This window comes from Exiguobacterium sp. s5 (assembly GCF_018618075.1).
GTDB lineage: Bacteria > Bacillota > Bacilli > Exiguobacteriales > Exiguobacteriaceae > Exiguobacterium > Exiguobacterium mexicanum_A.
Genome location: NZ_JACSLK010000003.1, coordinates 139230 through 161240, shown reverse-complemented (window position 1 = coordinate 161240; position 22011 = coordinate 139230). Strand labels below are relative to the sequence as shown.

Genomic DNA, 22011 nt, shown 5'->3' with positions numbered 1-22011 from the left:
ATGCAGCTGAATGAACGCCAACAGAAGATCGTTGAGATCGTCAGGGTCAACGGACCGATCACGGGTGAGCAGATCGCGCAAGAGCTGTCGCTCACTCGCGCCACGCTCCGCCCGGACCTGGCCATCTTGACGATGACTGGAATACTAGAAGCCCGGCCACGTGTCGGCTACACGTTCGTCGGCAAACGAAACTCATCCCTGCTTCGGGAAAAATTGGATTCATTGACGGTCGGCGACTTCATGTCGTCCGCGAAAGTCGTCAGTGACGAGATGACGGTGTATGACGCCGTCGTGACCTTGTTTTTAGAAGACGTCGGTTCGCTGTTCGTCGTCGGCAAGGACAACGAGCTCGTCGGTGTCTTGTCACGTAAAGACTTACTTCGGGCCGCCATCGGCAATCAAGACTTGGATCAATTGCCGGTCAACGTCATCATGACCCGCATGCCGAACATCACGGTGTGCGAGAAGAGTGAGACGTTGATTCGGGCCGGGATGAAGCTGATCGAGAAACAAATCGATGCCATGCCAGTCGTCGAAGAGAAAGACGGCAAGCTGATCGTGCTCGGTCGCATGACGAAGACGAACATGACGAAAGTATTGATCGCACTCGCCAACGATGAGTCGTTCTGAGGAGGAATCTGGTTTGACACTGACACAAAAACAACTCGTATTTGTCGTGAGCGATTCGGTCGGGGAGACATGTGAACTCGTCGTCCGCGCCGCGAGCATCCAGTTCCACGAGAATGCGATTGAGACGCTTAGAATTCCGTTCGTGGAAGATGAACAGACGATTCACGATGTCGTGACACAAGCGCGTGCCCAAGGAGCAGTCATCGCCTTCACGTTGGTCAACGAAGAGCATCGGGCCCTCCTCGTCCAACTCGGAAGAGAGCATGACGTGAAGACGGTCGACTTGCTCGGCGACTTACTCGACGTGCTCGCCGGTCAACTCGGAGAGAGTCCGCGCGAGAAACCGGGACTCATCTATCGTCTCGATGAGGATTACTTCCGGAAAATCGAAGCGATGGAGTTCGCGGTCAAGTACGACGACGGACGTGACCCAAGAGGCTTGAAAAAAGCTGATATCGTCCTCGTCGGCGTATCACGCACATCGAAGACGCCGCTCTCACAATATTTGGCGTTGAAGCGGTATAAGGTCGCCAACGTACCGCTCGTGCCGGAATCACGCCCGCCGGAAGAACTGTTCGATCTGCCGCCTGACAAGTGCGTCGGGTTGATCATCTCGCCGGATAAGTTGATTTCGATTCGGATGGAACGGTTGAAGTCGCTCGGTTTGAAACCGGAGGCCGACTACGCCCAACTCGAACGCATCAATCGTGAACTCGAGTATGCCCGAGGGATTTACGAACGAATCGGTTGCGAGGTCATCGACGTGACGAACAAAGCCGTCGAAGAGACGGCAGGCATCATTTTACGGATGCTCGACCAATCGAAAGACGATTGAGTACTCGGATTAGTAATCGACTGGTGTTAACGGTATAATAGAGTACTGACATTACAGTGAAACGGAACGTGGTGAGCGTTCCGTTTCGTTGCGAGTTTGGATAGGGAGTGGTCGAGTTGCCGCGAATACCGGATGAAGTCATTGCGGAAGTGAAACAAGCCACAGATATCGTTGATTTAATCAGTGAACGCGTTGAATTGAAGAAGCAAGGCCATCGCCTCGTCGGTCTCTGTCCGTTCCACTCGGAGAACAGTCCATCGTTCTCCGTGTCCCCGGAAAAAGGGATGTACCATTGTTTTGGATGTGGAGCCGGCGGGAACGTATTTACGTTCGTCATGGAGACAGAAGGTTTGTCGTTCCCTGAGACGATTGAACGTCTCGCGACGCGGGCGAACATCGCCATCGAGGGCGGGGTGTCTGGCGATGAGGAGTTGTCACGAGACCAAGTCATTCGTAAACAGATGCGCGATGCCCATCGTGTCGTGGCGGATTTGTATCATGAAGTGTTGATGAAGACCGAAGCGGGCGAAGTCGGATTGACGTATTTGCAAGCGCGCGGTCTACAGGAGACGACGATCGGACAGTATAAGATCGGGTATGCGCCTGATCATCGCCGTTTTACCGTTGATTCACTGGAACGAAGAGGTTTCGACCTCGAGGTCATGGTGGAGGCGGGGTTGATTTCTAAGTCAAGGTCCGGTGAATATTTTGACCGGTTTGAAGGCAGAGTCGTCTTTCCGATTGCGGATCGAGACGGCACCATCGTCGGATTTAGCGGACGGGCGATCGATGAACGACAGCCAAAGTACGTCAACACGGCGGATACGCCCTTGTTCAACAAGAGCGAACTCCTCTTCGGCTTTTCACAGGCACGGGCCACGATGCGAAAGCAAAAACGGGTCGTGCTTGTGGAAGGGAACGTCGACGTCTTGCAAGTCGCGCAAGCTGGGACGAAGGAAGTCGTCGCGTCGCTCGGGACGGCGTTTTCGACGCAGCATGCCCGTGCGTTAGCACGCATGGTCGAAGAGGTGATCATCTGTTATGACGGTGATACGGCCGGACAAGAAGCGACGATGAAAGTCGTCCGCTTGCTCGAGGGCTACCCGCTCGATGTCCAGGTGCTGATGTTACCTGAGAAGACCGACCCGGATGATTATATTCGGACGAACGGGGCGGAGCAGTGGCACAGACTTGTCGAATCGGAGCGTTTATCCGTCCTCGACTTCATGAACCGGACGCTACGGCGTGGGAAAAACATGAATCGAGAAGGAGAACGGATTCGATTTATTGAATCTATGCTTGTGGAAATCAGTAAAACGGACAATTCGATTCGACGTGATTTATATGTGAGAAAGCTGGCCGACGAATTTGAGATTCCAGTCGAGACATTGTTGTCACGGATGCCCTCGACAAGACCGAAAGAAATCGCACCCCAACGAGTGCCGGAAGCTGAACCGGTTCGCCGGCGTTCATCTAAGACGAATGAACCGCGTTATGTCAAAGCCGAAAAGCTGTTACTTCGGGCCATGCTGAGTGGTCCGGAGCGGGTCCGCTTCGTCAGGGACCGCCTCGGGCTAGCCTATCAGGACGAAGTGCATCGCATGCTGGCGACGGCCCTCTATGAGATCGTCTCGGAGGACATGACGCATGAAGAATTCGAACAAGTGGCGCCCCCGTTCATGGAGCGCTATTGTGACCAACGTCCGGACTATGCGAATCGGTATGCCGAGATTCGGCTCATGTCCGCACCGGACGAACTGACCGAAGAGGTTTTAGATGAATACATTAAGGTCATAAACAGTTATGAGGAACAGCGTCAAATCGAACGAGCGAAAAGGGAAATCGGACAAGATGCCGAAAGTATAGTAGACCAGGCATCCAAGTTACAAGAATTGATTACCCGGAGTCGTCGTCTTCGTGAACGATGAACGTGAAGGAAGTTTGGAAGGAGTTGAACTGCTAGATGGCAGAGAAGAAAAAAGAGGATTTATTTAACGCCATAGACGAACTCGAGAAATTAGGTAAGAAAAAAGGCGTCGTATCCATGCAAGCAATCCAAGATCGCCTCAGCCATTTCGAGGTGGATTCGGACTTTATCGATAACTTCATTGAAGACTTAGAAGGTAAAGATATCCGCGTCACAGAAGATGCGGCCGATGCCGAAGAAACACCAACCAAAAAAGAGGACGAAGAGGTCGATTTGAACGACTTGTCCGTCCCGCCAGGTATTAAGATCAACGACCCGGTCCGCATGTATTTGAAAGAGATCGGCCGCGTCGATCTCCTCAGTGCGAAAGATGAGACCGAACTCGCGAAACGGATTGAACAAGGGGACGAAGAGGCGAAGAAACGTCTTGCCGAAGCCAACCTCCGTCTCGTCGTCTCGATCGCGAAACGTTATGTCGGGCGCGGTATGCTCTTCCTTGACTTGATTCAAGAAGGAAACATGGGCCTCATTAAAGCCGTCGAGAAGTTCGACTACATGAAAGGGTTCAAGTTCTCGACGTACGCGACGTGGTGGATTCGTCAAGCTATCACCCGCGCCATCGCCGACCAAGCTCGGACAATCCGGATCCCGGTCCACATGGTCGAGACGATCAACAAGTTGATTCGTGTTCAACGTCAACTGTTGCAAGACCTCGGGCGCGAACCGGCACCTGAAGAAATCGCCAAAGAGATGGAACTCACACCTGAAAAAGTGCGTGAGATCTTGAAAATCGCCCAAGAGCCTGTCTCGCTCGAGACACCGATCGGGGAAGAGGATGATTCGCACCTCGGCGACTTCATCGAAGACCAAGATGCGATGGCACCGCAAGACGCCGCTGCCTATGAGCTACTCAAAGAACAGCTCGAAGACGTGCTCGACACGCTCACGGACCGCGAAGAAAACGTGCTCCGTCTCCGTTTCGGTCTCGATGATGGCCGTACGCGCACGCTCGAAGAAGTCGGGAAAGTGTTCGGCGTCACCCGCGAGCGGATTCGTCAAATCGAGGCGAAGGCGCTCCGGAAGCTCCGTCACCCGAGCCGTTCGAAACGCTTGAAAGACTTCCTTGATTAATTGTGTTTTTGAATAAAATGTGAAGTTTTAGAAGAAAGGAAGGAAAATGAGTGATTTTCCTTCCTTCTTTATTATTTTTTGAGTAAAATAGTGATGGGTAGAAATTTGGAATGAACATGAGGGGGAAATACAATGCGTAATCCATTGTTACCGTTTGCAGCGATCGCGATCGTCGCAATCATTGCCATGGTCTCATTATCGTATTTTGGCGTGAACCAAGCTCAGCAGGCTGCTGAAGGTCCGTCGGTCACTGAGATGAACCCGGAAGACTTGTATGCGGCGAAAGGCTGCACAGGTTGCCACGGTGGAAATCTCGAAGGTGGCGTCGGTCCTGCGTTGACAGGCGTCGGCGAACGTTTATCGGCGGAAGAGATCACAAACATCATCGTCAACGGTAAAGGTGCAATGCCAGCCGGTCTCGCGACTGCCGAAGAAGCAGACGTACTCGCGACTTGGTTGCTCGAACAATAAGGGTGAAACGTACTCCTTCTGGGGTACGTTTTTTATTGTCCTGGATATAAATATTCGTTACCCTAATAGTGAAGAAGTAGAAAAAGGAGTTGTCCCTATGCAAGAACAAGTGACGTTAGACCGGCGGCTGAAGCAAGTCGTCGATTTCATTCCGAAAGGCAGTGTAGTGGCGGACATCGGCTCTGACCACGCCTACGTGCCATGCTATCTCGTTCAGCAAGGCATCGTCGACCGCGCCATCGCAGGCGAAGTGAACCGTGGACCGATGGAAGCGGCCAAAGCTCAAGTCGAGCTCATCGGGGCGACCGAAAACATCGACGTCCGTCTCGGTGACGGGCTCGCCGTCCTCGAAGCAGATGAGGCGACATGCATCTCGATTTGCGGGATGGGCGGAAGTTTGATTCGGTCGATTTTAGAGAGCGGCCGTGACAAGTTAGGAGCGGTCGAACGGCTCGTCCTGCAACCGAACGTGGACGGGCAATACGTCCGCGAATGGTTGCTCGACGCAGGATTCGTCCTAGTCGCGGAATCAATCGTTGAAGAGAATGACAAAGTATACGAGATTCTCGTCGGCGAACGTGGCACGGAGACGTGCTATAGCCTAGATGACACAGAACGCGCGTGGCAGCTCATGTTCGGACCGTACTTGCTCACGACACGCCCAGAGGCGTTCAAAATGAAATGGGGCCGCGAGGCGGACAAGCTCGATTACGTGCTCGGTCAGATGGCGGCAGGTGCCCAAACCGAAGCGCTCATCCGCAAACAGGAGGAGTTCAAGACGCTGCGTGACAAAATGAGAGAGGTGAGCAACTGATGGCGAACGGAAATCATGTCATTCAATTGTTTGAGGAGTTCGCCCCGAAACATCTCGCGGTCGAGGGCGATAAAATTGGTCTTCAAATCGGTACGTTGAATAAACCGGTACGACGAGTCATGGTGACGCTAGACGTGCTCGAATCGGTCGTCGATGAAGCGATCGAGCGAGACGTCGATTTGATTATCGCCCATCACCCACCCATTTTCAGCGCGCTTGCGCAAGTGAACGATCGCAGTGCCGCTGGCCGGATCGTTATGAAATGCATTCGGCATGACATTGCCGTCTATGTCGCCCATACGAACTTGGACGTCTGTCAGGGCGGGGTCAACGATTGGATGAGTCAGGCACTTGGACTCGTCGACCCGACGGTACTCATTCCGACGTATGAAGAACCGGTGTATAAGCTGTCCGTCTTCGTTCCGGTGACCCATCGGACCGCCGTCTCGGATGCGCTAGGACGTGCCGGCGCCGGCCGAATTGGGGATTATGGGGACTGCCAGTTCACTGTTTCAGGAGAAGGGCAGTTTACTCCGCTTGCCGGGTCCGACCCGTACCTCGGTCAGCATGGCAAGACGGAGCGTGTCGAAGAAGTGAAAATCGAGACGATTGTCACGGAGAGCCAAAAGAAAAGAGTGCTTAAGGCGATGACGGACGCGCATCCATACGAAGAGGTGGCCTACGATTTGATTCGTGACGACATTGACGGGCCCGTGTTCGGCCTTGGTCGTATCGGACGTCTCGAGGTGCCTCTCACACTCGCCGCGTTCGCAGAACACGTCAAGACGAGCTTTGACGTCGAAGCCGTCCGTGTCGTCGGCGATCCGAACCGGATCATCGAGAAAGTGGCGGTGCTCGGCGGGGACGGGAATAAATACGTATCGGCAGCCCATTTCAAAGGTGCGGATGCGTATGTGACGGGCGACCTGTACTTCCATGTGGCCCACGATGCAATGGCGCTCGGACTTTCTGTCGTCGACCCGGGTCATCACGTGGAGAGCGTGATGAAGCAAGGCGTCGTCGACGTGATGCGCGAGAAGTGTGAACGTGCGAAACTCGATGTCGAATTGTTTGTTTCGGAAGCCGATACAAACCCGTTCCGCTTCTACTGATGATTAAACGAAAAACCCCCGTCCTCGGGAGAGGACGGGGGTTCATGTCATTTACGGAGCGCCTTCACTTTCGGAAGAATGCTGCGCAGTTCAAGATATGGCGTCTTATCGTGCGTGCTCAAATCGAGCGGGTCATATTGGGTCAAGAAGTCGATGACTTTTTTTGTGATTGGTGTCGGGGTCGACGCGCCTGACGTGACGGCGACCGTTTCGACACCTTCGAGCCAAGCCAGGTCGAGTTCGCTCAAGTCGCCGATGCGGTAGGCGTTCGTGCCTGCAATCTCTTTCGATACCTGGGCCAAACGGTTCGAGTTGTTCGACTTCGGGTCACCGACGACGATCAATAGTTCACAGTCACCGGCTTGTTCAGCGACAGCTTCTTGCCGGACTTGGGTCGCGTTACAGATCTCGTTGTGGACCTCGACATGAGGATACCGTTCTTGAATCATCTCAATCAAGGCCGAGACGTCCCATTGGCTCATCGTCGTCTGGTTCGTGACGAGAATTTTTGCATCATACAGGTGAGCCGGGAGCGCCTCGAAGTCACTCTCGTATTGGACGAGGTGAACTTTTCCTGGAGCGACGCCCATCGCGCCTTCCGGTTCCGGGTGGCCATGCTTGCCGATGTAGATGACTTCATAGCCGACAGCTGTCTTTTCGCGAATCAAATCGTGGGTGACCAGTACATCCGGGCACGAGGCATCGACAATCGTCAAGCCTTTCTCAATGGCACGCTTACGCACGAGCGGCGAGATGCCGTGGGCGGTAAAGACGACCGTTCCACGATCAATTGTCTCGAGCGCTTTCATTCGATCCTCACCGTCGACCGTCTTGACGCCGAGTTCCTCGAATGCTTGGGTGACATGACGGTTATGGACAATCATGCCAAGTATATGGATAGGACGCGGTAAATCTGGGTTGGCCACAGCTTCGTTGGCGAGCTTCATGGCATCGACGACGCCGTAGCAATATCCGCGTGGACTAATTTTTTTAACTTTCATTTTGTAAGGAACGCTCCTTTCGCGATGCTTTCATACGTATTAGTCTAACATTGTTTCGAAAATACGAAAAGATTTCCGTGTATTCATGCTATAATCTTAAGGTTAGAAAGGAGGGACACCGTGGAACGCCTAAGAACATTGCTTGAAGTTCGAAAATCGTACTTCTTTCAGATTACATTCATTATCTTCATTATACTAGGACTTGTCATCTCTTCATTAGCCTTCTCTGCCGACCGCGTGACGGTGTCCCGCGCGGAAGAACTGGCGAAAGAACAATTCGACTACGCGATTGACGGGAGTATTGAAAACCTGGAGACGCGGCTCGGTAAACTATACGAAGACTTGGTCTATCTCGGTGCTTACGTCGGGAATGAGACGTATATCGAAGAGCGGATCCGCACCGGTTATTTGAATCAGCGGACGAGCTTCACCTCGATTTTTTATTACGATTTAGAAGGCGATGCGTTCACGTGGTACTCGCAACGCCAAGTACCGGCGCTGACGCTCAAGAGTGATCCGAAATTTAAAGAGGTGCTCACCGGCGGCAGGAACGACTTGTTTATGAGTGACCCGATTTCGATCTCGGGTGACGTCGGGACGTATTTATACGTACCGGTGCTTGAAGACAACCGGATGATCGGGATGTTCGGCGGTAGTATCAGCGTGCTCAATTCAGATTTATATCGTCGGATGCTCGAATCGGCGAATGATGACATGATTCTCTACTTGTTGAATGAACGGGGCGAAGTATTGTCGACCTCGTTCAATCTCGTCACGGACGCAGAACGGCGTTTGTCCCGGTCCATCATCGAAGCGACGGACACCTACGACGTCCGTTCGGTGTTCAGTACGAAAGACGATGTCCTCATGTTTGAGCCCGATGCGCGTGTCAACGGATGGAGCGTCCTTGCAAAGCATAGTACCGATTCGGTCTACGAAGCGGTGTACGCGACGCGTTGGCAATACTTGATGATTACGCTCGTGACGTTCTTCTTGAGTATCATGGTCGGTCTACTGTTGTCGAAGACGTTGACAAGTCCGCTGCTTGAACTTGTGCAAAACATCAAGAAACAACAGTCGCTCGAACCGATCCAACTCGAACGGACCGGCTCCAAAGAAGTCGAGACGCTGCTCGATACGTACAACGATTATTCCCGCCGCATGGAGACGGCCCGACGCGAACAGCTCAGTCAACAGCAACTATTGTTGCAGCAAGAGAAGCTCGCCTCGCTCGGACAGCTCGCGGCAGGGATTGCCCACGAGATTCGCAATCCGCTCACGCCGGTCCAAATCACGTTGCAGATGGTGAAAGAAGGGCACAGTAGCAGCGACATGCTCGATCTCGCGCTTTCAGAACTTGATCGGGCCAACCATTTGATCACGACGATGCTCACGCTCGCGAAGCCCGACCAGGCGAAGCTACAAGAAGAGTGGCTCGACATGACCGAGTTTGCGAAACGTCTCGAATTCTTGCTCGACGCCGAATGCTATAAGCGGGTCACGAACTGGGAGTTGAACGTCCCGAACGACATGCCGCCGTTTTACTGTTCGAACGACATGCTCGTCCAAATCATCTATAACTTGTTCAAAAACGCGGTCGAGGCCGTCGATACGAAAGGTGCCGACGGCGTCGTGACGGTCACGATTCAATTCACGGAACGGGACTACCGCTTCTTGATCGAAGACAATGGGATCGGGATGACCAAATCTCAAGTCAAGTCGGTCGGGTCCGCGTTTTATACAACGAAAGAGAACGGCAACGGCTTAGGGCTCTACATGATTCGGGAATACTTGAAAGCCGTGAACGGTCACATGGAAATTGAAAGTGTTGAAGGAGAAGGTACGGCCATGATGATTAAAATCCCAAGGCGGTCGCACCCATGACGAAAGGGTTCAAACATTACTGGCTTTGGCTGCCGATCGTCTGGGCGCTATCGATTCTATTGATTACGTCAATCCAATTACCGGAACGGGCGAGAGAAAATAATGAAGTCGGTTTCGTATTCGTCAGTGAAAAGCATGAGCATGCCAATAAACTGTTGGCCGCGTTCGTCCGGACGGCGAATCAAAAAGGTTTTATCCCTGTCCCGACGACGAGTGAGGATTCCCGTGTCCTGGAGAAAGAAAAATTGGACGCGCTGATCGACCGCGGGGTCGAAGCGATTTTCGTGACGACGCTCGATGAAGCATTCATCCGGCCATCGCTCGAACGGGCCGAACGGGAGGGTATTCCGATTATCGCCATCGATCGGATGATCGACCATGACAGCGTCTTGACGTCGGTCATGTCCGATAACGTCGAGATCGGCCGGATGGCAGCGAACCATATCGCCGCCCAACACGCCGGGCTCGACCGTCCGATTCGTGTCGTCGAAGTGAGAGGGACCGCCAAAGTCCGTTCGACGATCGATCGGAGCCTCGGGTTGACGGAATATGACAAGGCCAACGACAACCTGCAAGTCGTCGCCTCAATCACGGGTAATTACGACACGTTCCAAGCCGAGATAGAGATGTCTCGGTGGCTCGATGCCGGTATTCCGTTCGATGCCGTCTTTTCTCACAATGATGACAATACGTTCGGTGTCGTCCGGGCCCTCGAAAGCCATGGCCTCAGTGACAAAACGCTCGTATCGGTCGACGGTGTGACCGGCATTTATCCGCTGATTCATAGCGGGAAAGTCGATGCGACCGTCGTCCAATCACCGAACGAAATGATCGAGGTCGGATTCAAGGCGCTCGAACATCATTTGAACGGCAAGAAAATTGCGTCACACTACTATTCGTCGAGCTATTTGTACGAAGGGCTCGCAAAAGATTAATTGACAAATGATTAGATTCCGCTATGCTAGGAAAAGTGGAAAGAAACAGGAGGTGTATCGATTGAACAGCTTCCAACAGTTCAAATTGTTACCGTTTATCGTCGATGCCTTGACAGAAAAGCGCATCACAGTACCGACGGACATTCAAGCCCGGATTATTCCGGCTGCGATGAATGGCCGCGATATCATTGGGAAATCACAAACCGGGACGGGGAAGACGCTTGCGTTCCTCTTACCTATTTTAGAAGCAATCGATCCGAAAGAAGAATCGGTCCAAGCCATCGTCGTCGCACCGACGCGCGAACTCGCTTGGCAGATTCACGAAGAGTTGAAAACACTCCTCGTCAAACAGCCGGACTACATTAAAACAAGTCTGATTGTCGGAGGAACTGACCGGGAACGACAAATCGACAAGATGAAAAACCCACCACAACTGATCATCGGGACACCAGGTCGTCTACTCGACTTGATGAAAGTCCAAGCGTTATTCCCGCACAAAGTCACGCATTTCGTCGTCGATGAAGCCGACCAAATGCTCGACATGGGCTTCTTGCCTGAAGTCGACCGCATCGCGCAGTCGTTGCCAGAGAAACTTCAAACGATGGTCTTCTCAGCGACGATTCCTGAGAAGCTACAACCGTTCTTGAAGAAATATTTGCATGACCCGCGTTACGCGGAAGCGAGTGAAGAGCACCGCGTCGTTCCGAAAATCAAGCATCACGTCATCCCGGTCCGTCACCGGGACCGCAAGGCATTGACGGTCGACATCGCAAAAGCAATCAACCCGTTCGTCTGTCTCGTGTTCACGAACACGAAACAAGATGCGGATGAGTTGGAGACGTCGTTCCGCGAGGCGGGACTCAACGTCGGCACGCTTCATGGGGACATGCAAGCCCGTCGCCGGAAGCAAGCGATCAAAGACATCAACGACGCGAAATATCAGTTCGTGATTGCTACCGACTTGGCGGCGCGCGGCATCGATATTAAAGGTGTGTCGCACATCATCAACTTCGGCATTCCGAAAGACCTCGACTTCTATACGCACCGTGTCGGCCGGACGGGCCGCGCTGGTGAGACTGGCGAAGCGTACACGCTGTATGAAGATCACGAGAACGGTCCAATCAATCGACTCGAAGAGCGTGGATTCACGTTCAAGCACGTCGATTTGAAGAACGGATCGCTTCAAGAGATCAAGACACGCAAACGCCGCACGACCGACCGGAAGATGAAAGTCTCGCAAACGGCGCACAGCCGGATGGCGGGCGAAATCAAGAAGGCGAAGAAAAAGGTCAAACCTGGTTACAAGAAGAAGTTCAAGTATAAATTGAAAGAGACGGCCTCACGTGAGCATATGCAGAGCCAACGTAAGGAACGTCGCGAAGTTCGTAAAAAGAACCGACGCTAAGCAAAAGAAGAATCGACTTCGTGGAGTCGATTCTTCTTTTTGTGTACACTAAGGACAGATGAGAATGAAGGAGAAATGACTATGTTAAAAATTGGTTCCCACGTTTCTGTATCCGGTAAGAAAATGTTGCTCGCTGGCAGTGAAGAAGCCGTCTCATACGGCGCTAACACGATGATGGTATATACGGGTGCGCCCCAAAACACACGGCGCAAGCCAATCGAGGATTTGAATATCGAGGCGGCGCTCGCCCATATGGCGGCGCACGACATCGATGAGATCGTCGTCCATGCCCCTTATATCATCAACTTGGGCAACACGACGAAACCGGAGACGTTCGAACTCGCCGTCTCGTTTTTGGCCGCCGAAATCAAACGGGCCGAAGCGCTCCAAGTCGCACGTCACGTCGTCCTTCACCCGGGCGCGCATGTCGGTGCAGGGGAAGACGTCGGCTTGGCCCGCATCATCGAAGGCTTGAACGAGGTGCTCACCGGTGACGAGACCGTGAAAATCGCACTTGAGACGATGGCTGGAAAAGGCAGCGAACTCGGCAAGACGTTCGAAGAACTGGCAACGATCATCGACGGGGTGACACACAACGACCGGCTCTCGGTCTGTTTCGACACATGTCACGTTCATGACGCGGGTTATGACCTCGTCGGCGATTTGGACGGTGTCATTGAACAGTTCGACCAAATCGTCGGACTGGACCGTCTCGGCGTCATCCACGTCAACGATTCGAAGAACGTGCGCGGCGCGAAAAAAGATCGTCACGAGAATATCGGCTATGGCGAAATCGGCTTCGACACGTTGAACCGGATCATCCACCACGAGGCGTTCACCCACTTGCCAAAAATTTTGGAGACGCCGTATATCCCGATCAGTGAGAAGACGAAAGTGGCACCATACAAACAAGAGATCGAGATGTTCCGGGCGAACCGATTCGATGCCGAATGGCGCGAACAGTTCACGCTCGCGCACCAGTAAGATGAACATCATCCGAATCGATCCGAACGAGTATGATGTCTGGTCCGCGCTCCCGATCTACTTTCAGGAAGCGAGCCCGTTCTATGTGGAAGGCCGGCTCGAAGAGGGGACAGCTTGGATTGAGATTCTCGGATACGGTATCGTGGCTGAAGTCGAAGTCATGCTCGTCGAGATGACCAAGCGCCCGGCCGACCGCTATTGGCGGACGGAGGCGGTACCAGAGGCGAAGGCGTATAGCCTCGTCGACGTGGTCGGTCTTGATTTCCATCATCCGTTGCTTCAATCAGGTATGTACGAGGAAGACACGGACGCCGTCATCCGTACCAAATGGGAGCAAGGGTACCGCGTCCCGTCTGCCAAGTGGACCCGGGAGACGTTCACTGCCCACTTGACCGAAGAGCAGGCAGTGTCACAGCTCGCCCCGATGGCCATCTGTGAAGCGTGCGGGGATGACATGAACCGTTTCGGGCCGATCGGCATTCGTTTGATGGAGTATCATCTCGAAGCAGGGAGCGGCACGTGGCTCTGCCCGACGTGTCACAAAGCGAGACATTATAATCTATAAAAAAAACGAAGCCCGCGGGCTTCGTTTTTTGAATTAAAAGGGCCAGTTCGCGAGTGCGAATTGATATACTTTCATCCCAAGAAACACACCGAAGATGCCGATGACGCCCGGTAAGACCGGCGGGGCAGGGAGCGGCAACTTCAAGGCCGTGAAAATCATGCCACAAATGAGACCAGCGAGCAATGACAATAGGATTTCTTGCATGAATGATTCCTCCATAATCGAAATGAAAACGCTTAACTAACAGGTAACCGAGTTCATTATACAATGTTCATTCTCGTTTGAGAAGTCTAACATCAGTCATCTGTCATTTTCTCGTTTTCGGCTCGCAAGCGGAGGACTTCCCGTTCGGCCCAGTTCGACGGTTCGCGCTCAAACACGCTCGGGATGTTGTTCCAACGTCCGCCCGTGTATTGATGGATGATGATTTGTGATTGGATGCGCTCTTGTCCGGCCTCTTGTTTCAAATAGACGTAACTGCCGTCAGCACGCTGGATTCTCGCTTTCACGTTATCGACGAGTTGCAGCGCGAGCATATCTTTGATGTATGACTTGTGTCCCGCGTCAAGAATCGGGAAGAGGATCTCGATCCGTTTGCGCATGTTGCGCGTCATCCAGTCGGCCGATGAGCAATACAAGTCTTCTTTCCCATTTTGATAGAAGTAGAAGATGCGCGAGTGCTCCAAATACCGGTCGATGATGGACACGACGCGGATATTATCCGAGATGCCTTTGATTCCGGGACGTAAACAACAGATGCCACGGATGATCAAATCGATTTTGACCCCGGCCTGTGAGGCATCATACAGTTTTGTGATGATTGGTTTGTCGGTGATCGAGTTCATCTTGGCGACGATGCGACCGTTCCCGTATTTCTCATGCAGTTTAATCTCTTCGTCAATCTTTTGAAGGAAGAAGTCGTGCATGTCGTCCGGTGACGTCTCGAACTTGTGCCATGACGGGCGTTCGCCGTAACCGGAGAGCCAGTTGAAGAAGTTGGTCGCATCTTCAGCGAGTTCTTCATTTGTCGTCAACAAACCGATGTCTGTGTACAGTTTGGCGGTCGAGTCGTTATAGTTGCCGGTACCGAGATGAACGAACCGCTGCAGCACCCCGCCTTCTAAGATGCGGACGACGAGCGTGATCTTCGAGTGGGTCTTCAACTCCTTATAGCCATAAATGACGTGGGCGCCGGCCTTCTCGAGCTGTTTCGCCCATTGGATGTTCTTCTCCTCGTCGAACCGTGCCTTCAATTCGACGAGAACGGTCACTTGTTTCCCGCTCTCGGCGGCGTCGGTCAACGCCTTGATAATCGGTGAGTCGCCGGAGACACGATAGAGCGTCTGCTTGATGGCGAGCACGTTCGGGTCTTTGGCGGCTTGGGCGATGAAGCGGACGATCGGGTCGAACGAATGGTACGGGTGGTGGAGCAAATAGTCGCGTTTGAGTAACGCTTGGAACAAGTCTTTCCCCGGCTCGAGTCCTTCTGGGACGAACGGGATGAGCGTCTCATTGATCATGTCATCGTATTCGATACCAATCTTGTTATACACCCCAAACAGGAACGTCAAATCGATCGGGCCGTCGACGAGGAAGATGTCGCGGTCATGCAAGTCGAGCACGTCTTGAAGCATGAACAATAGCTCTTTACTGAGCGACCGTTGCTGAACCTCAAGGCGTATCGCGACACCATAACGCCGTTTCTTCAACTCTTTTTCAATCTGTTTAAGGACGTCGCGGCTTCCTTCCTCATGGAACGGCATATCCGCGTTCCGTGTGATCCGGAACGGCATCGTCGACTCGACTTCAAAACCTTTGAACAGCGAGTCGATGAACTGGATGATGACGTCCTCGAGCAACATCAAATCGGTATGGTCCTCGTCCTCTGTCGGCAATTCGAGATAACGCGGCAACACGGCAGGGACTTGGACGAGGGCGAGCCGTTTTTTGCCTTCATCGGTCGAGGCGATCTCGACGGCGATATTGAGTGATTTGGACAACAGCATCGGGAACGGTCGATAAGCGTCGACGGCAATCGGCGTCAACACCGGGAAGACGTGGGTCCGGAAGTATAACTTGACGAAGTCGAGCTGTTCTTTGTTCAAATGTTTCGGACGTAGGAAGCGGACGTTCTCCGAGGCGAGCTGTTTGACGATTTTCTTATATGTCGCGTACTGGACCTCCACGAGTTCCTGAGCTTTGATAGAGATGGCTTTGATTTGCTGTTTCGGTGTCAATCCGGCCTTGTCTTCCGGACGGTTGAAGCCGGCGAGCACTTCATCTTTCAATCCGCCGAAACGGACCATGTAAAACTCGTCGAGGTTCGAACTGAAGATGCCGAGAAACTTCAACCGTTCCATGAGCGGGTTGCGTTCGTCCATCGCTTCTTGGAGGACGCGTTCGTTGAAGCTCAGCCAACTGAGCTCGCGGTTATTGAAATGTTCGGGTAAGTAGATGGTCATGAATCTCTCTCCTCTACACGTAACTCGATCGTTTGGTCGATGGCACGTTCCAAATGTTTTTTATGACGGATGCCGCGCTGGACTTCAAAACGCGGCGAGCTGTGCGTATGAAGCGTGAAGACGAGTCCCTCGTCCGTCGAAGAGACGTCGATGTCCTCGACGACTTGACGTTCGGTCAAATCGAGCGCATCGACGAGTTTGACGATTGAGCCGAGCAGCTCTAAGCTCTTCAACATCTTCGAGTCGAACCATTCCGGGAAGCCCTCGATGTGTTGTTCGAGCAGGCGGCGCGATTTATATGACGTCACCAAGGCGAGTGCGAGCCGGTCCTCATTGTTCATCCCTTTAAAGTCGTTCGTCGTGATCAAGTGGAACGTGTGGTCACTTTTATTGTTATGGTCGATATATTCCCCGACGTAGGCGAGGCGACAGGCCCCTTCTAACAGGCCGGGTTCGAACGGTTTCGGTTTAATCGTCTTCGTCTCGATCAGGCCGGTATAAATTTGACGGGCCAAGTGAATCAAATGTTTGTGCCGGATTGGGTCGACGTCATACTGCTTCTCAAAGTGACGGAAACTTTCCTCTTTGACGTCGCCGAAGCGGACACGGTTGTTTTCTTTTAAGTAATATTCGTAAAATAAGCCCTCGCGCAGCCCGTTGTTGCTCATCATGAACTCGGGCACTTTCAAATATTTCGCTAGTTCATCGATGGCGGTCACAGCTGGGGCGATGATATCGATTCGGTCTTTCGACAACCCGTCAAGTCGGCCCAGTTGTTTACTCGACATATCGATGAGCTCATCGACGACATCGTGCAAGCGGTCGGCCCCGATCGTGTATTGATGGATGCCTTCGAGCGGGAACAATGACAGCGACTGTTCGACCCGGACGAGGTTTCGAGCGGTCCCTCCGACTCCGACGAGCGGAATGCCATGCGGCACGAGCCAGTCGATGTCTTTGAACGACTTCTTCAAAAACGACGTCAGTTGCTTGCGCTCGTCTTTTGAGAGCGTGTCACCTCTCATGAAGTCTTCAGTCAACGTGACGGCGCCGAATGGAAAACTGTGATAGAAGACGAGTTCACGGTCTTTGAAGTACGTCACTTCCATCGAACCGCCGCCGATGTCGACCGAATAGCCATCCTCGATATACGTCGAATTGACGATGGCTGAATAGCCGTAAAAGGCTTCTTCATAATCGCTCAACAGTCGAATCTCCATCCCTGTCGCCTGTCGCACTTCCTCTAAGATGGCTTCAGAATTGCTGGCGTTACGGATGGCGGCTGTCGCGACCGGCAGTACTTCTTTCACTCCATGATGATCGTTCAACCAGCGGAAATGGTTGAGCGTCTCGATGAGCGCCTCGATGCCGGAATCGGACAGTTCATTGTCGTCGGTAATATGACTCGATAACCGGGCCACTTCTTTTACGTTCAGCCGTTCGAAATATTGGCCGTGCCCGTTCACTTCAAAGATGACGTTTCGAATCGAGTTCGATCCGATATCGATGACTGCTAGCTTTTTCTCCACGGAAAAACCCCCTCTGCGTTATCTCTAGTGTACAACGAAGATCCTGAAAAGACATATGCATTTCATACGGACGGACCGACCATCCTCTCTCATCGCCTCATACTTGAAGCCTCGCCTGATATTCTGTATAATACAGACGCCAAGCAAGTAGAAATGATTACGATTTATAACACGAGAGAAGGGTAGCTTATGACGACATCCGTCGTAAAATTAAATCATGTTTCCTATCACTACGATGGGACCGCCGCGCTACAGGACGTGTCCATCGATATCAAACAAGGCGACTTCGTTGCTGTCGTCGGGGAGAACGGATCCGGGAAATCGACATTGATTCGAACGATTCTCGGACTGTTATCCCCACAAACCGGGACAGTGGAACTGTTTGGACGCCCTCAAGGCCAGTTCAAAGACAAGTCCCGTATCAGTTACGTTTCCCAAAAAGCGGCATCGTTTAACTCGGGTTTTCCGGTGACGGTCGAGGAAGTCGTTGCCATGGGCCGCTATGGACGGCTCGGTTTGTTCAAGCGTTTGAACATCGAGGATAAGGCGGCCATTCAAAACGCCCTTGAGACAGTCAACATGTGGCAGTTCCGGCATCGGAAGATCGGTAGCTTGTCTGGTGGGCAACAACAGCGCGTCTTTATCGCCCGGGCCATCGTCAATCAGCCGGACCTGCTGATCTTGGATGAGCCGACGGTCGGCGTCGACCAGAAGCATTTGCGCGACTTCTACGAAGTGCTTCATCTGTTGCGTGAACATACGACATGTACGTTCATTCTGGTCACCCATGACTTGAACGTCGTCACCGACCTCGTCACGAAAGTCGTCCATCTCGACCACGGACGGATGGCGTGCAACTGTGGATTGAAAGAATATAGTGAACTCGGCGAATTGACCGCGATCAAGCCATATCCGGTCAAAGTGCTCGTCCATGAAGGTACGTCATGATTGCGGATCTGTTTACGTACAGCTTTTTACGTTATGCGTTCATCGCAGCCGTCGTCATCGGGTTCACCGCACCGCTCATCGGCTCATTTGTCGTCGTCAGACGGATGAGCCTGATTGCCGACGCGCTATCCCACATGACGCTTGCCGGAATATCGTTCAGTCTATTTCTCGGACAGTACGTTTTACTGTTCAACGAGTTGAACCCGCTTTACCTCGGGACGCTCGTATCCGTCCTCGCAGCACTCGGGCTGAACTGGCTTCGCGGGAAATATGTGCACTTCCAAGAGTTGTCGATTCCCATCATGATGTCGGCAGGGATGGGGCTTAGTGCCATCTTCATCTCGCTATCGCGTGGATTTTCAATTGATTTATCGACGCTGTTGTTCGGATCGATTTCGGCGGTCAGTCTGTCGGATATTTGGTTGATTTTGGCGGTGGCCGGTATCACCTTGCTCGTCATCGTCATGTTTTATAAACAGCTGTTGTTCTTGTCGTTCGATGAGGAACAAGCCAAAGTGTCCGGCTTGCCGAGCACGATGTTGCATGTGTTGTTCATGTTCGTCGTCGCACTCGTCATCGCCGTCAGCATGCGCATCGTCGGTACGCTTCTCGTATCGAGTCTCATTACGTTACCGGTCGCGGCTGCACTCCGGTTCACAAACAGCTTTAAACAGACGATTCTTTGGTCGATCGTCTTCGGTGAGGTCGCGACAATCGGTGGGCTCGTGCTCGCCTATGAACTTGATGTCGCCCCAGGCGGTGTCATCGTTTTGCTCGCCGTCTTGATTTTGGCCGTCGTCATGTTGGCCGAGCGATTCGGGATCGCCCGGAAAAAGGAGGTTCGCTATGAAGGAAACTGAACAGTTGGCCCGCTTGCAGTCCTCGTCGCTCAAAGTGACGCCGAAACGGATCGAGATGTTTGCCTTTCTCGCAGCGGAAGAACGCTATGTCAGTGCGAAAGACGTCCTCGATTATATGCGCTCAAAGCATCCGACGATGAGTTTTGACACCGTGTACCGCAACTTGAAGTCATTCGCTGAGGAAGGATTGCTCGAGGCGACCGAGTTGAACGGGGAAAAAGCGTTCCGTGTCACCTGCGGATCGAATCATCACCATCACCATCTCATTTGTCGAGGTTGTGGTAAGACGAAGTTGCTCGAACTCTGTCCGATGCGCTACGTCGAGACGCTCGACCCTGATTTTGAAGTCGTCGATCATAAATTTGAGATTTATGGGTATTGTAAACAATGTAAGTGACCAAAAAGGGATTGTTCATGCAATCCCTTTTTTGTCGAATCACGAAAGGGGGAGTCGGAATGATTTACACGGCAGCTGAAATCAAGCAGGCCGATGAGACAGCGCTCCGACATGGCATGCCGGCTGACGTCTTGATGGAGCGGGCGGCCTCGGCCTTGGCGGCACGTCTTACCTTCAAGTTGAGAACGTCCGTCCTCATCGTCTGTGGAGCGGGCAACAATGGGGGAGACGGTTGGGTCGTGGCGCGCGAATTGGCGCAACGAGGTCATGCCGTCACTGTCTATGCCCCGTTCGGTGAACCGAAATCGACAGAAGGCAGCAGGCATGCACAGTACGCGCGACAGTTTGTCACGGTCAGCGATGAGCCGCAAGACGCCGATCACGTCATCGATGCGTTGTTCGGAGTGGGCTTCCATGGTCCGGTCACGGGTAAGGCTCGTGACGTGATCACATGGATACGCGAGCAACAAGCACCCGTTGTGGCAATCGATGTCCCGTCCGGTGTCCCGAGTGACGACGCAATCAACTTTGACGGTCACGCCGTTGAGGCGGAGATGACGTTTTCGCTCCACGGCTATAAGCGAAGCGCGTTTTTAAAACGGACTGCGCCGTATTACGGCAAGGTCGAGGTCGTTGAGATCGGACTGCCGCATACGTCAAGATGGCGCGTGCTGACGGAATCAGACTTTGACCGTAACCTACTCGAACGGGATTCCTATAGTCATAAAAATACGTATGGGCACGGTCGCTTGATTGGCGGAAGTCGTCATTTGATCGGCGCCCCGTTCTTGGCGGCGCGGTCGGCGCTCCGGACGGGAGTCGGTCTGCTCGATCTGGCCATCCCGCATGAGGCGCTCGCGCTCGCCTCGAGTTTGCCGGAGGCAATGTATTACGACATCGACGAGTTACCGGACAAGGACTACGCTGCCACGGCGATCGGTCCTGGCCTCATCGATGACGAGCGTCTCAAGCGAGTGTGGGCACTCATCAGCAACGTGAGCGCGCCACTCATCGTCGATGCCGGAGCGCTGACGAAAGAGCGCCTCGAGGCATCTGGCCCGCTCACGCTGACACCGCATCCGGGTGAACTGGCGCGCTTGATCGATAAATCAGTCGACGAGATCGAAGCGAATCGATTTCAGGTTGCCTCAGAATTTGCGAGGACGCACGGGGTCCATCTCATCTTGAAGGGGACGTTTACCCTCATCGTCAATCCGGATGGTACCGGGGCGGTCAATACGGTCGAGGCTTCAGCGCTCGCGAAAGGTGGTAGTGGGGACGTGTTGACGGGGATGTTGCTCGCGTTATGGGCGAGAACGGACCGAATCCATGCCGACAAGTCCCCGAATGAGCAAGCGGTTCTCTGGCATGCGCTCGCGGCGAGAAAGGCGAGCGAACAGGTTCATCCGGCGAGCGTGCTCGCGACCGATGTCATCGAAGCGATCGGACGCATCTAAAAAAGAGGAATCCCGAGTGGATTCCTCTTTTTTAGATGGTGATTGAATTTGTCGTCTCGATGTGACGCACGATGTGCTGGGCCTCGCTCCACGTGGAGATGCGTTTCACGCCGGTCGGCAACGGCTTACGATTATACGGGGCGTCGAACAACAGCACCGGAATCGACGTCTGTTCATGGATGGAGATCGCGTTCTCATAGCGGTCTTCCATAAACAAGTCGAGGTCGAGCTGTTTGACGACACCGACCTTGTCATGACTCCCCGTCATGATGAGGGAATCGAGTGGGAGTTCATGCTGTCGAATCCACTCCTCGGTGACGGCGCGCACGGCCTCGCTCCGGGCCGTGACGTAATGGAGGCGGTGCGACTTGCGCATATTCCATAAGACGGCGTTCACTTCGGAATGCGGAAGTGAGCGACGATAAATCGCTTCCTCATGACCTTGTTCAATCATGAAGCGCCAAAACGCCTCTTGTGTCATATCTGTATAAGTGTGCAGCTCGTATTCGGTCGCCTGATGATAATCGATGGCGTATCCGAGCGCATCGTTCATATAATGAAAACAACTTTGCGGATCCGTGACGGTTCCGTCGAGGTCAATTCCAATGTGCATATTCGTCCCTCCTTGCTCATAACCCTTATTGTACCAAAAGCCCGCTCGGTT

At 53.0% G+C, this 22011-nt stretch carries 21 protein-coding genes; 16 read left to right on the top strand and 5 right to left on the bottom strand.

The features are described from left to right. The 7 genes from ccpN (at nt 1) to KNP60_RS08130 (ending at nt 6920) form a co-directional block, all read left to right on the top strand. Nucleotides 1–630, top strand: a complete 630-nt coding sequence (gene ccpN, locus KNP60_RS08160; RefSeq protein WP_034778102.1) for a transcriptional regulator CcpN — start codon at nt 1–3, stop codon at nt 628–630. Beyond that, nucleotides 617–1465 (top strand): pyruvate, water dikinase regulatory protein, encoded by an 849-nt coding sequence (locus tag KNP60_RS08155; protein WP_214711413.1) that lies wholly within the window; start codon nt 617–619, stop codon nt 1463–1465. The genes ccpN and KNP60_RS08155 overlap by 14 nt, the downstream gene beginning before the upstream one ends. A gap of 107 nt (nt 1466–1572) precedes the next feature. Further along, nucleotides 1573–3393: a DNA primase gene (gene dnaG / locus KNP60_RS08150; protein WP_233004389.1), complete on the top strand. Its 1821-nt coding sequence runs from the start codon at nt 1573–1575 to the stop codon at nt 3391–3393. 35 nt (nt 3394–3428) lie between these two features. After that, nucleotides 3429–4523, top strand: a complete 1095-nt coding sequence (rpoD, locus tag KNP60_RS08145) for an RNA polymerase sigma factor RpoD (protein ID WP_034778096.1) — start codon at nt 3429–3431, stop codon at nt 4521–4523. A gap of 132 nt (nt 4524–4655) precedes the next feature. Next, nucleotides 4656–4994, top strand: a complete 339-nt coding sequence (gene cccA / locus KNP60_RS08140) for a cytochrome c550 (RefSeq protein ID WP_021065699.1) — start codon at nt 4656–4658, stop codon at nt 4992–4994. 97 nt (nt 4995–5091) lie between these two features. Further along, entirely contained in the window at nt 5092–5808 is a 717-nt protein-coding gene (locus KNP60_RS08135) for a tRNA (adenine(22)-N(1))-methyltransferase (RefSeq protein WP_214753091.1), read from the top strand. Then, nucleotides 5808–6920 carry a Nif3-like dinuclear metal center hexameric protein gene (locus KNP60_RS08130; protein WP_214753093.1) on the top strand — a complete coding sequence of 371 codons (1113 nt, stop codon included), beginning with the start codon at nt 5808–5810 and terminating at the stop codon, nt 6918–6920. Before KNP60_RS08135 ends, KNP60_RS08130 begins: the two co-directional genes overlap by 1 nt. Nucleotides 6921–6967: 47 nt before the next feature. Here the strand turns inward: KNP60_RS08130 and KNP60_RS08125 are convergent, their stop codons facing one another. Then, nucleotides 6968–7921, bottom strand: a complete 954-nt coding sequence (locus KNP60_RS08125) for a 4-hydroxy-3-methylbut-2-enyl diphosphate reductase (protein WP_214753094.1) — start codon at nt 7919–7921, stop codon at nt 6968–6970. A gap of 120 nt (nt 7922–8041) precedes the next feature. Here KNP60_RS08125 and KNP60_RS08120 point away from each other — a divergent pair, with 120 nt between their 5' ends. The 5 genes from KNP60_RS08120 to KNP60_RS08100 all read left to right on the top strand — a co-directional run bounded on the left by KNP60_RS08120 (nt 8042) and on the right by KNP60_RS08100 (nt 13694). Beyond that, nucleotides 8042–9805: an ATP-binding protein gene (locus KNP60_RS08120; protein WP_214797263.1), complete on the top strand. Its 1764-nt coding sequence runs from the start codon at nt 8042–8044 to the stop codon at nt 9803–9805. Continuing rightward, nucleotides 9802–10740, top strand: a complete 939-nt coding sequence (locus KNP60_RS08115; RefSeq protein WP_034778085.1) for a sugar ABC transporter substrate-binding protein — start codon at nt 9802–9804, stop codon at nt 10738–10740. The genes KNP60_RS08120 and KNP60_RS08115 overlap by 4 nt, the downstream gene beginning before the upstream one ends. 52 nt (nt 10741–10792) lie before the next feature. Then, the gene (locus KNP60_RS08110) at nt 10793–12145 is read left to right on the top strand and encodes a DEAD/DEAH box helicase (protein ID WP_353047329.1); all 1353 of its coding nucleotides are present in this window, start codon (nt 10793–10795) and stop codon (nt 12143–12145) included. 81 nt (nt 12146–12226) lie between these two features. Next, nucleotides 12227–13129 carry a deoxyribonuclease IV gene (locus KNP60_RS08105; protein WP_034778080.1) on the top strand — a complete coding sequence of 301 codons (903 nt, stop codon included), beginning with the start codon at nt 12227–12229 and terminating at the stop codon, nt 13127–13129. After that, nucleotides 13089–13694, top strand: a complete 606-nt coding sequence (locus KNP60_RS08100; protein WP_251131363.1) for a hypothetical protein — start codon at nt 13089–13091, stop codon at nt 13692–13694. The genes KNP60_RS08105 and KNP60_RS08100 overlap by 41 nt, the downstream gene beginning before the upstream one ends. A gap of 33 nt (nt 13695–13727) precedes the next feature. On the opposite strand, the gene KNP60_RS08095 is transcribed toward KNP60_RS08100, so the two are convergent. The 3 genes from KNP60_RS08095 to KNP60_RS08085 all read right to left on the bottom strand — a co-directional run bounded on the left by KNP60_RS08095 (nt 13728) and on the right by KNP60_RS08085 (nt 17685). Beyond that, on the bottom strand, nt 13728–13898 hold the full coding sequence (locus tag KNP60_RS08095; protein ID WP_021065708.1) for a DUF1427 family protein: 171 nt from the start codon (nt 13896–13898) through the stop codon (nt 13728–13730). A gap of 92 nt (nt 13899–13990) precedes the next feature. Continuing rightward, nucleotides 13991–16156, bottom strand: a complete 2166-nt coding sequence (locus KNP60_RS08090) for an RNA degradosome polyphosphate kinase (protein ID WP_034778078.1) — start codon at nt 16154–16156, stop codon at nt 13991–13993. After that, nucleotides 16153–17685 carry a Ppx/GppA phosphatase family protein gene (locus KNP60_RS08085; RefSeq protein WP_214797262.1) on the bottom strand — a complete coding sequence of 511 codons (1533 nt, stop codon included), beginning with the start codon at nt 17683–17685 and terminating at the stop codon, nt 16153–16155. Before KNP60_RS08085 ends, KNP60_RS08090 begins: the two co-directional genes overlap by 4 nt. 189 nt (nt 17686–17874) lie before the next feature. Between KNP60_RS08085 and KNP60_RS08080 the strand changes: the two genes are divergently transcribed. The 4 genes from KNP60_RS08080 to KNP60_RS08065 are packed head-to-tail and all read left to right on the top strand — an operon-like array spanning nt 17875 to nt 21347. Further along, entirely contained in the window at nt 17875–18633 is a 759-nt protein-coding gene (locus KNP60_RS08080; protein WP_034778073.1) for a metal ABC transporter ATP-binding protein, read from the top strand. Continuing rightward, on the top strand, nt 18630–19493 hold the full coding sequence (locus KNP60_RS08075; RefSeq protein ID WP_034778071.1) for a metal ABC transporter permease: 864 nt from the start codon (nt 18630–18632) through the stop codon (nt 19491–19493). The genes KNP60_RS08080 and KNP60_RS08075 overlap by 4 nt, the downstream gene beginning before the upstream one ends. Further along, entirely contained in the window at nt 19480–19890 is a 411-nt protein-coding gene (locus KNP60_RS08070; RefSeq protein ID WP_034778069.1) for a Fur family transcriptional regulator, read from the top strand. The genes KNP60_RS08075 and KNP60_RS08070 overlap by 14 nt, the downstream gene beginning before the upstream one ends. A 59-nt stretch (nt 19891–19949) precedes the next feature. Then, nucleotides 19950–21347 (top strand): NAD(P)H-hydrate dehydratase, encoded by a 1398-nt coding sequence (locus KNP60_RS08065; RefSeq protein WP_214797261.1) that lies wholly within the window; start codon nt 19950–19952, stop codon nt 21345–21347. A 31-nt stretch (nt 21348–21378) separates the two neighbouring features. On the opposite strand, the gene KNP60_RS08060 is transcribed toward KNP60_RS08065, so the two are convergent. Continuing rightward, nucleotides 21379–21960 carry a hypothetical protein gene (locus tag KNP60_RS08060; RefSeq protein ID WP_233004382.1) on the bottom strand — a complete coding sequence of 194 codons (582 nt, stop codon included), beginning with the start codon at nt 21958–21960 and terminating at the stop codon, nt 21379–21381. Nucleotides 21961–22011 lie beyond the last annotated feature (51 nt).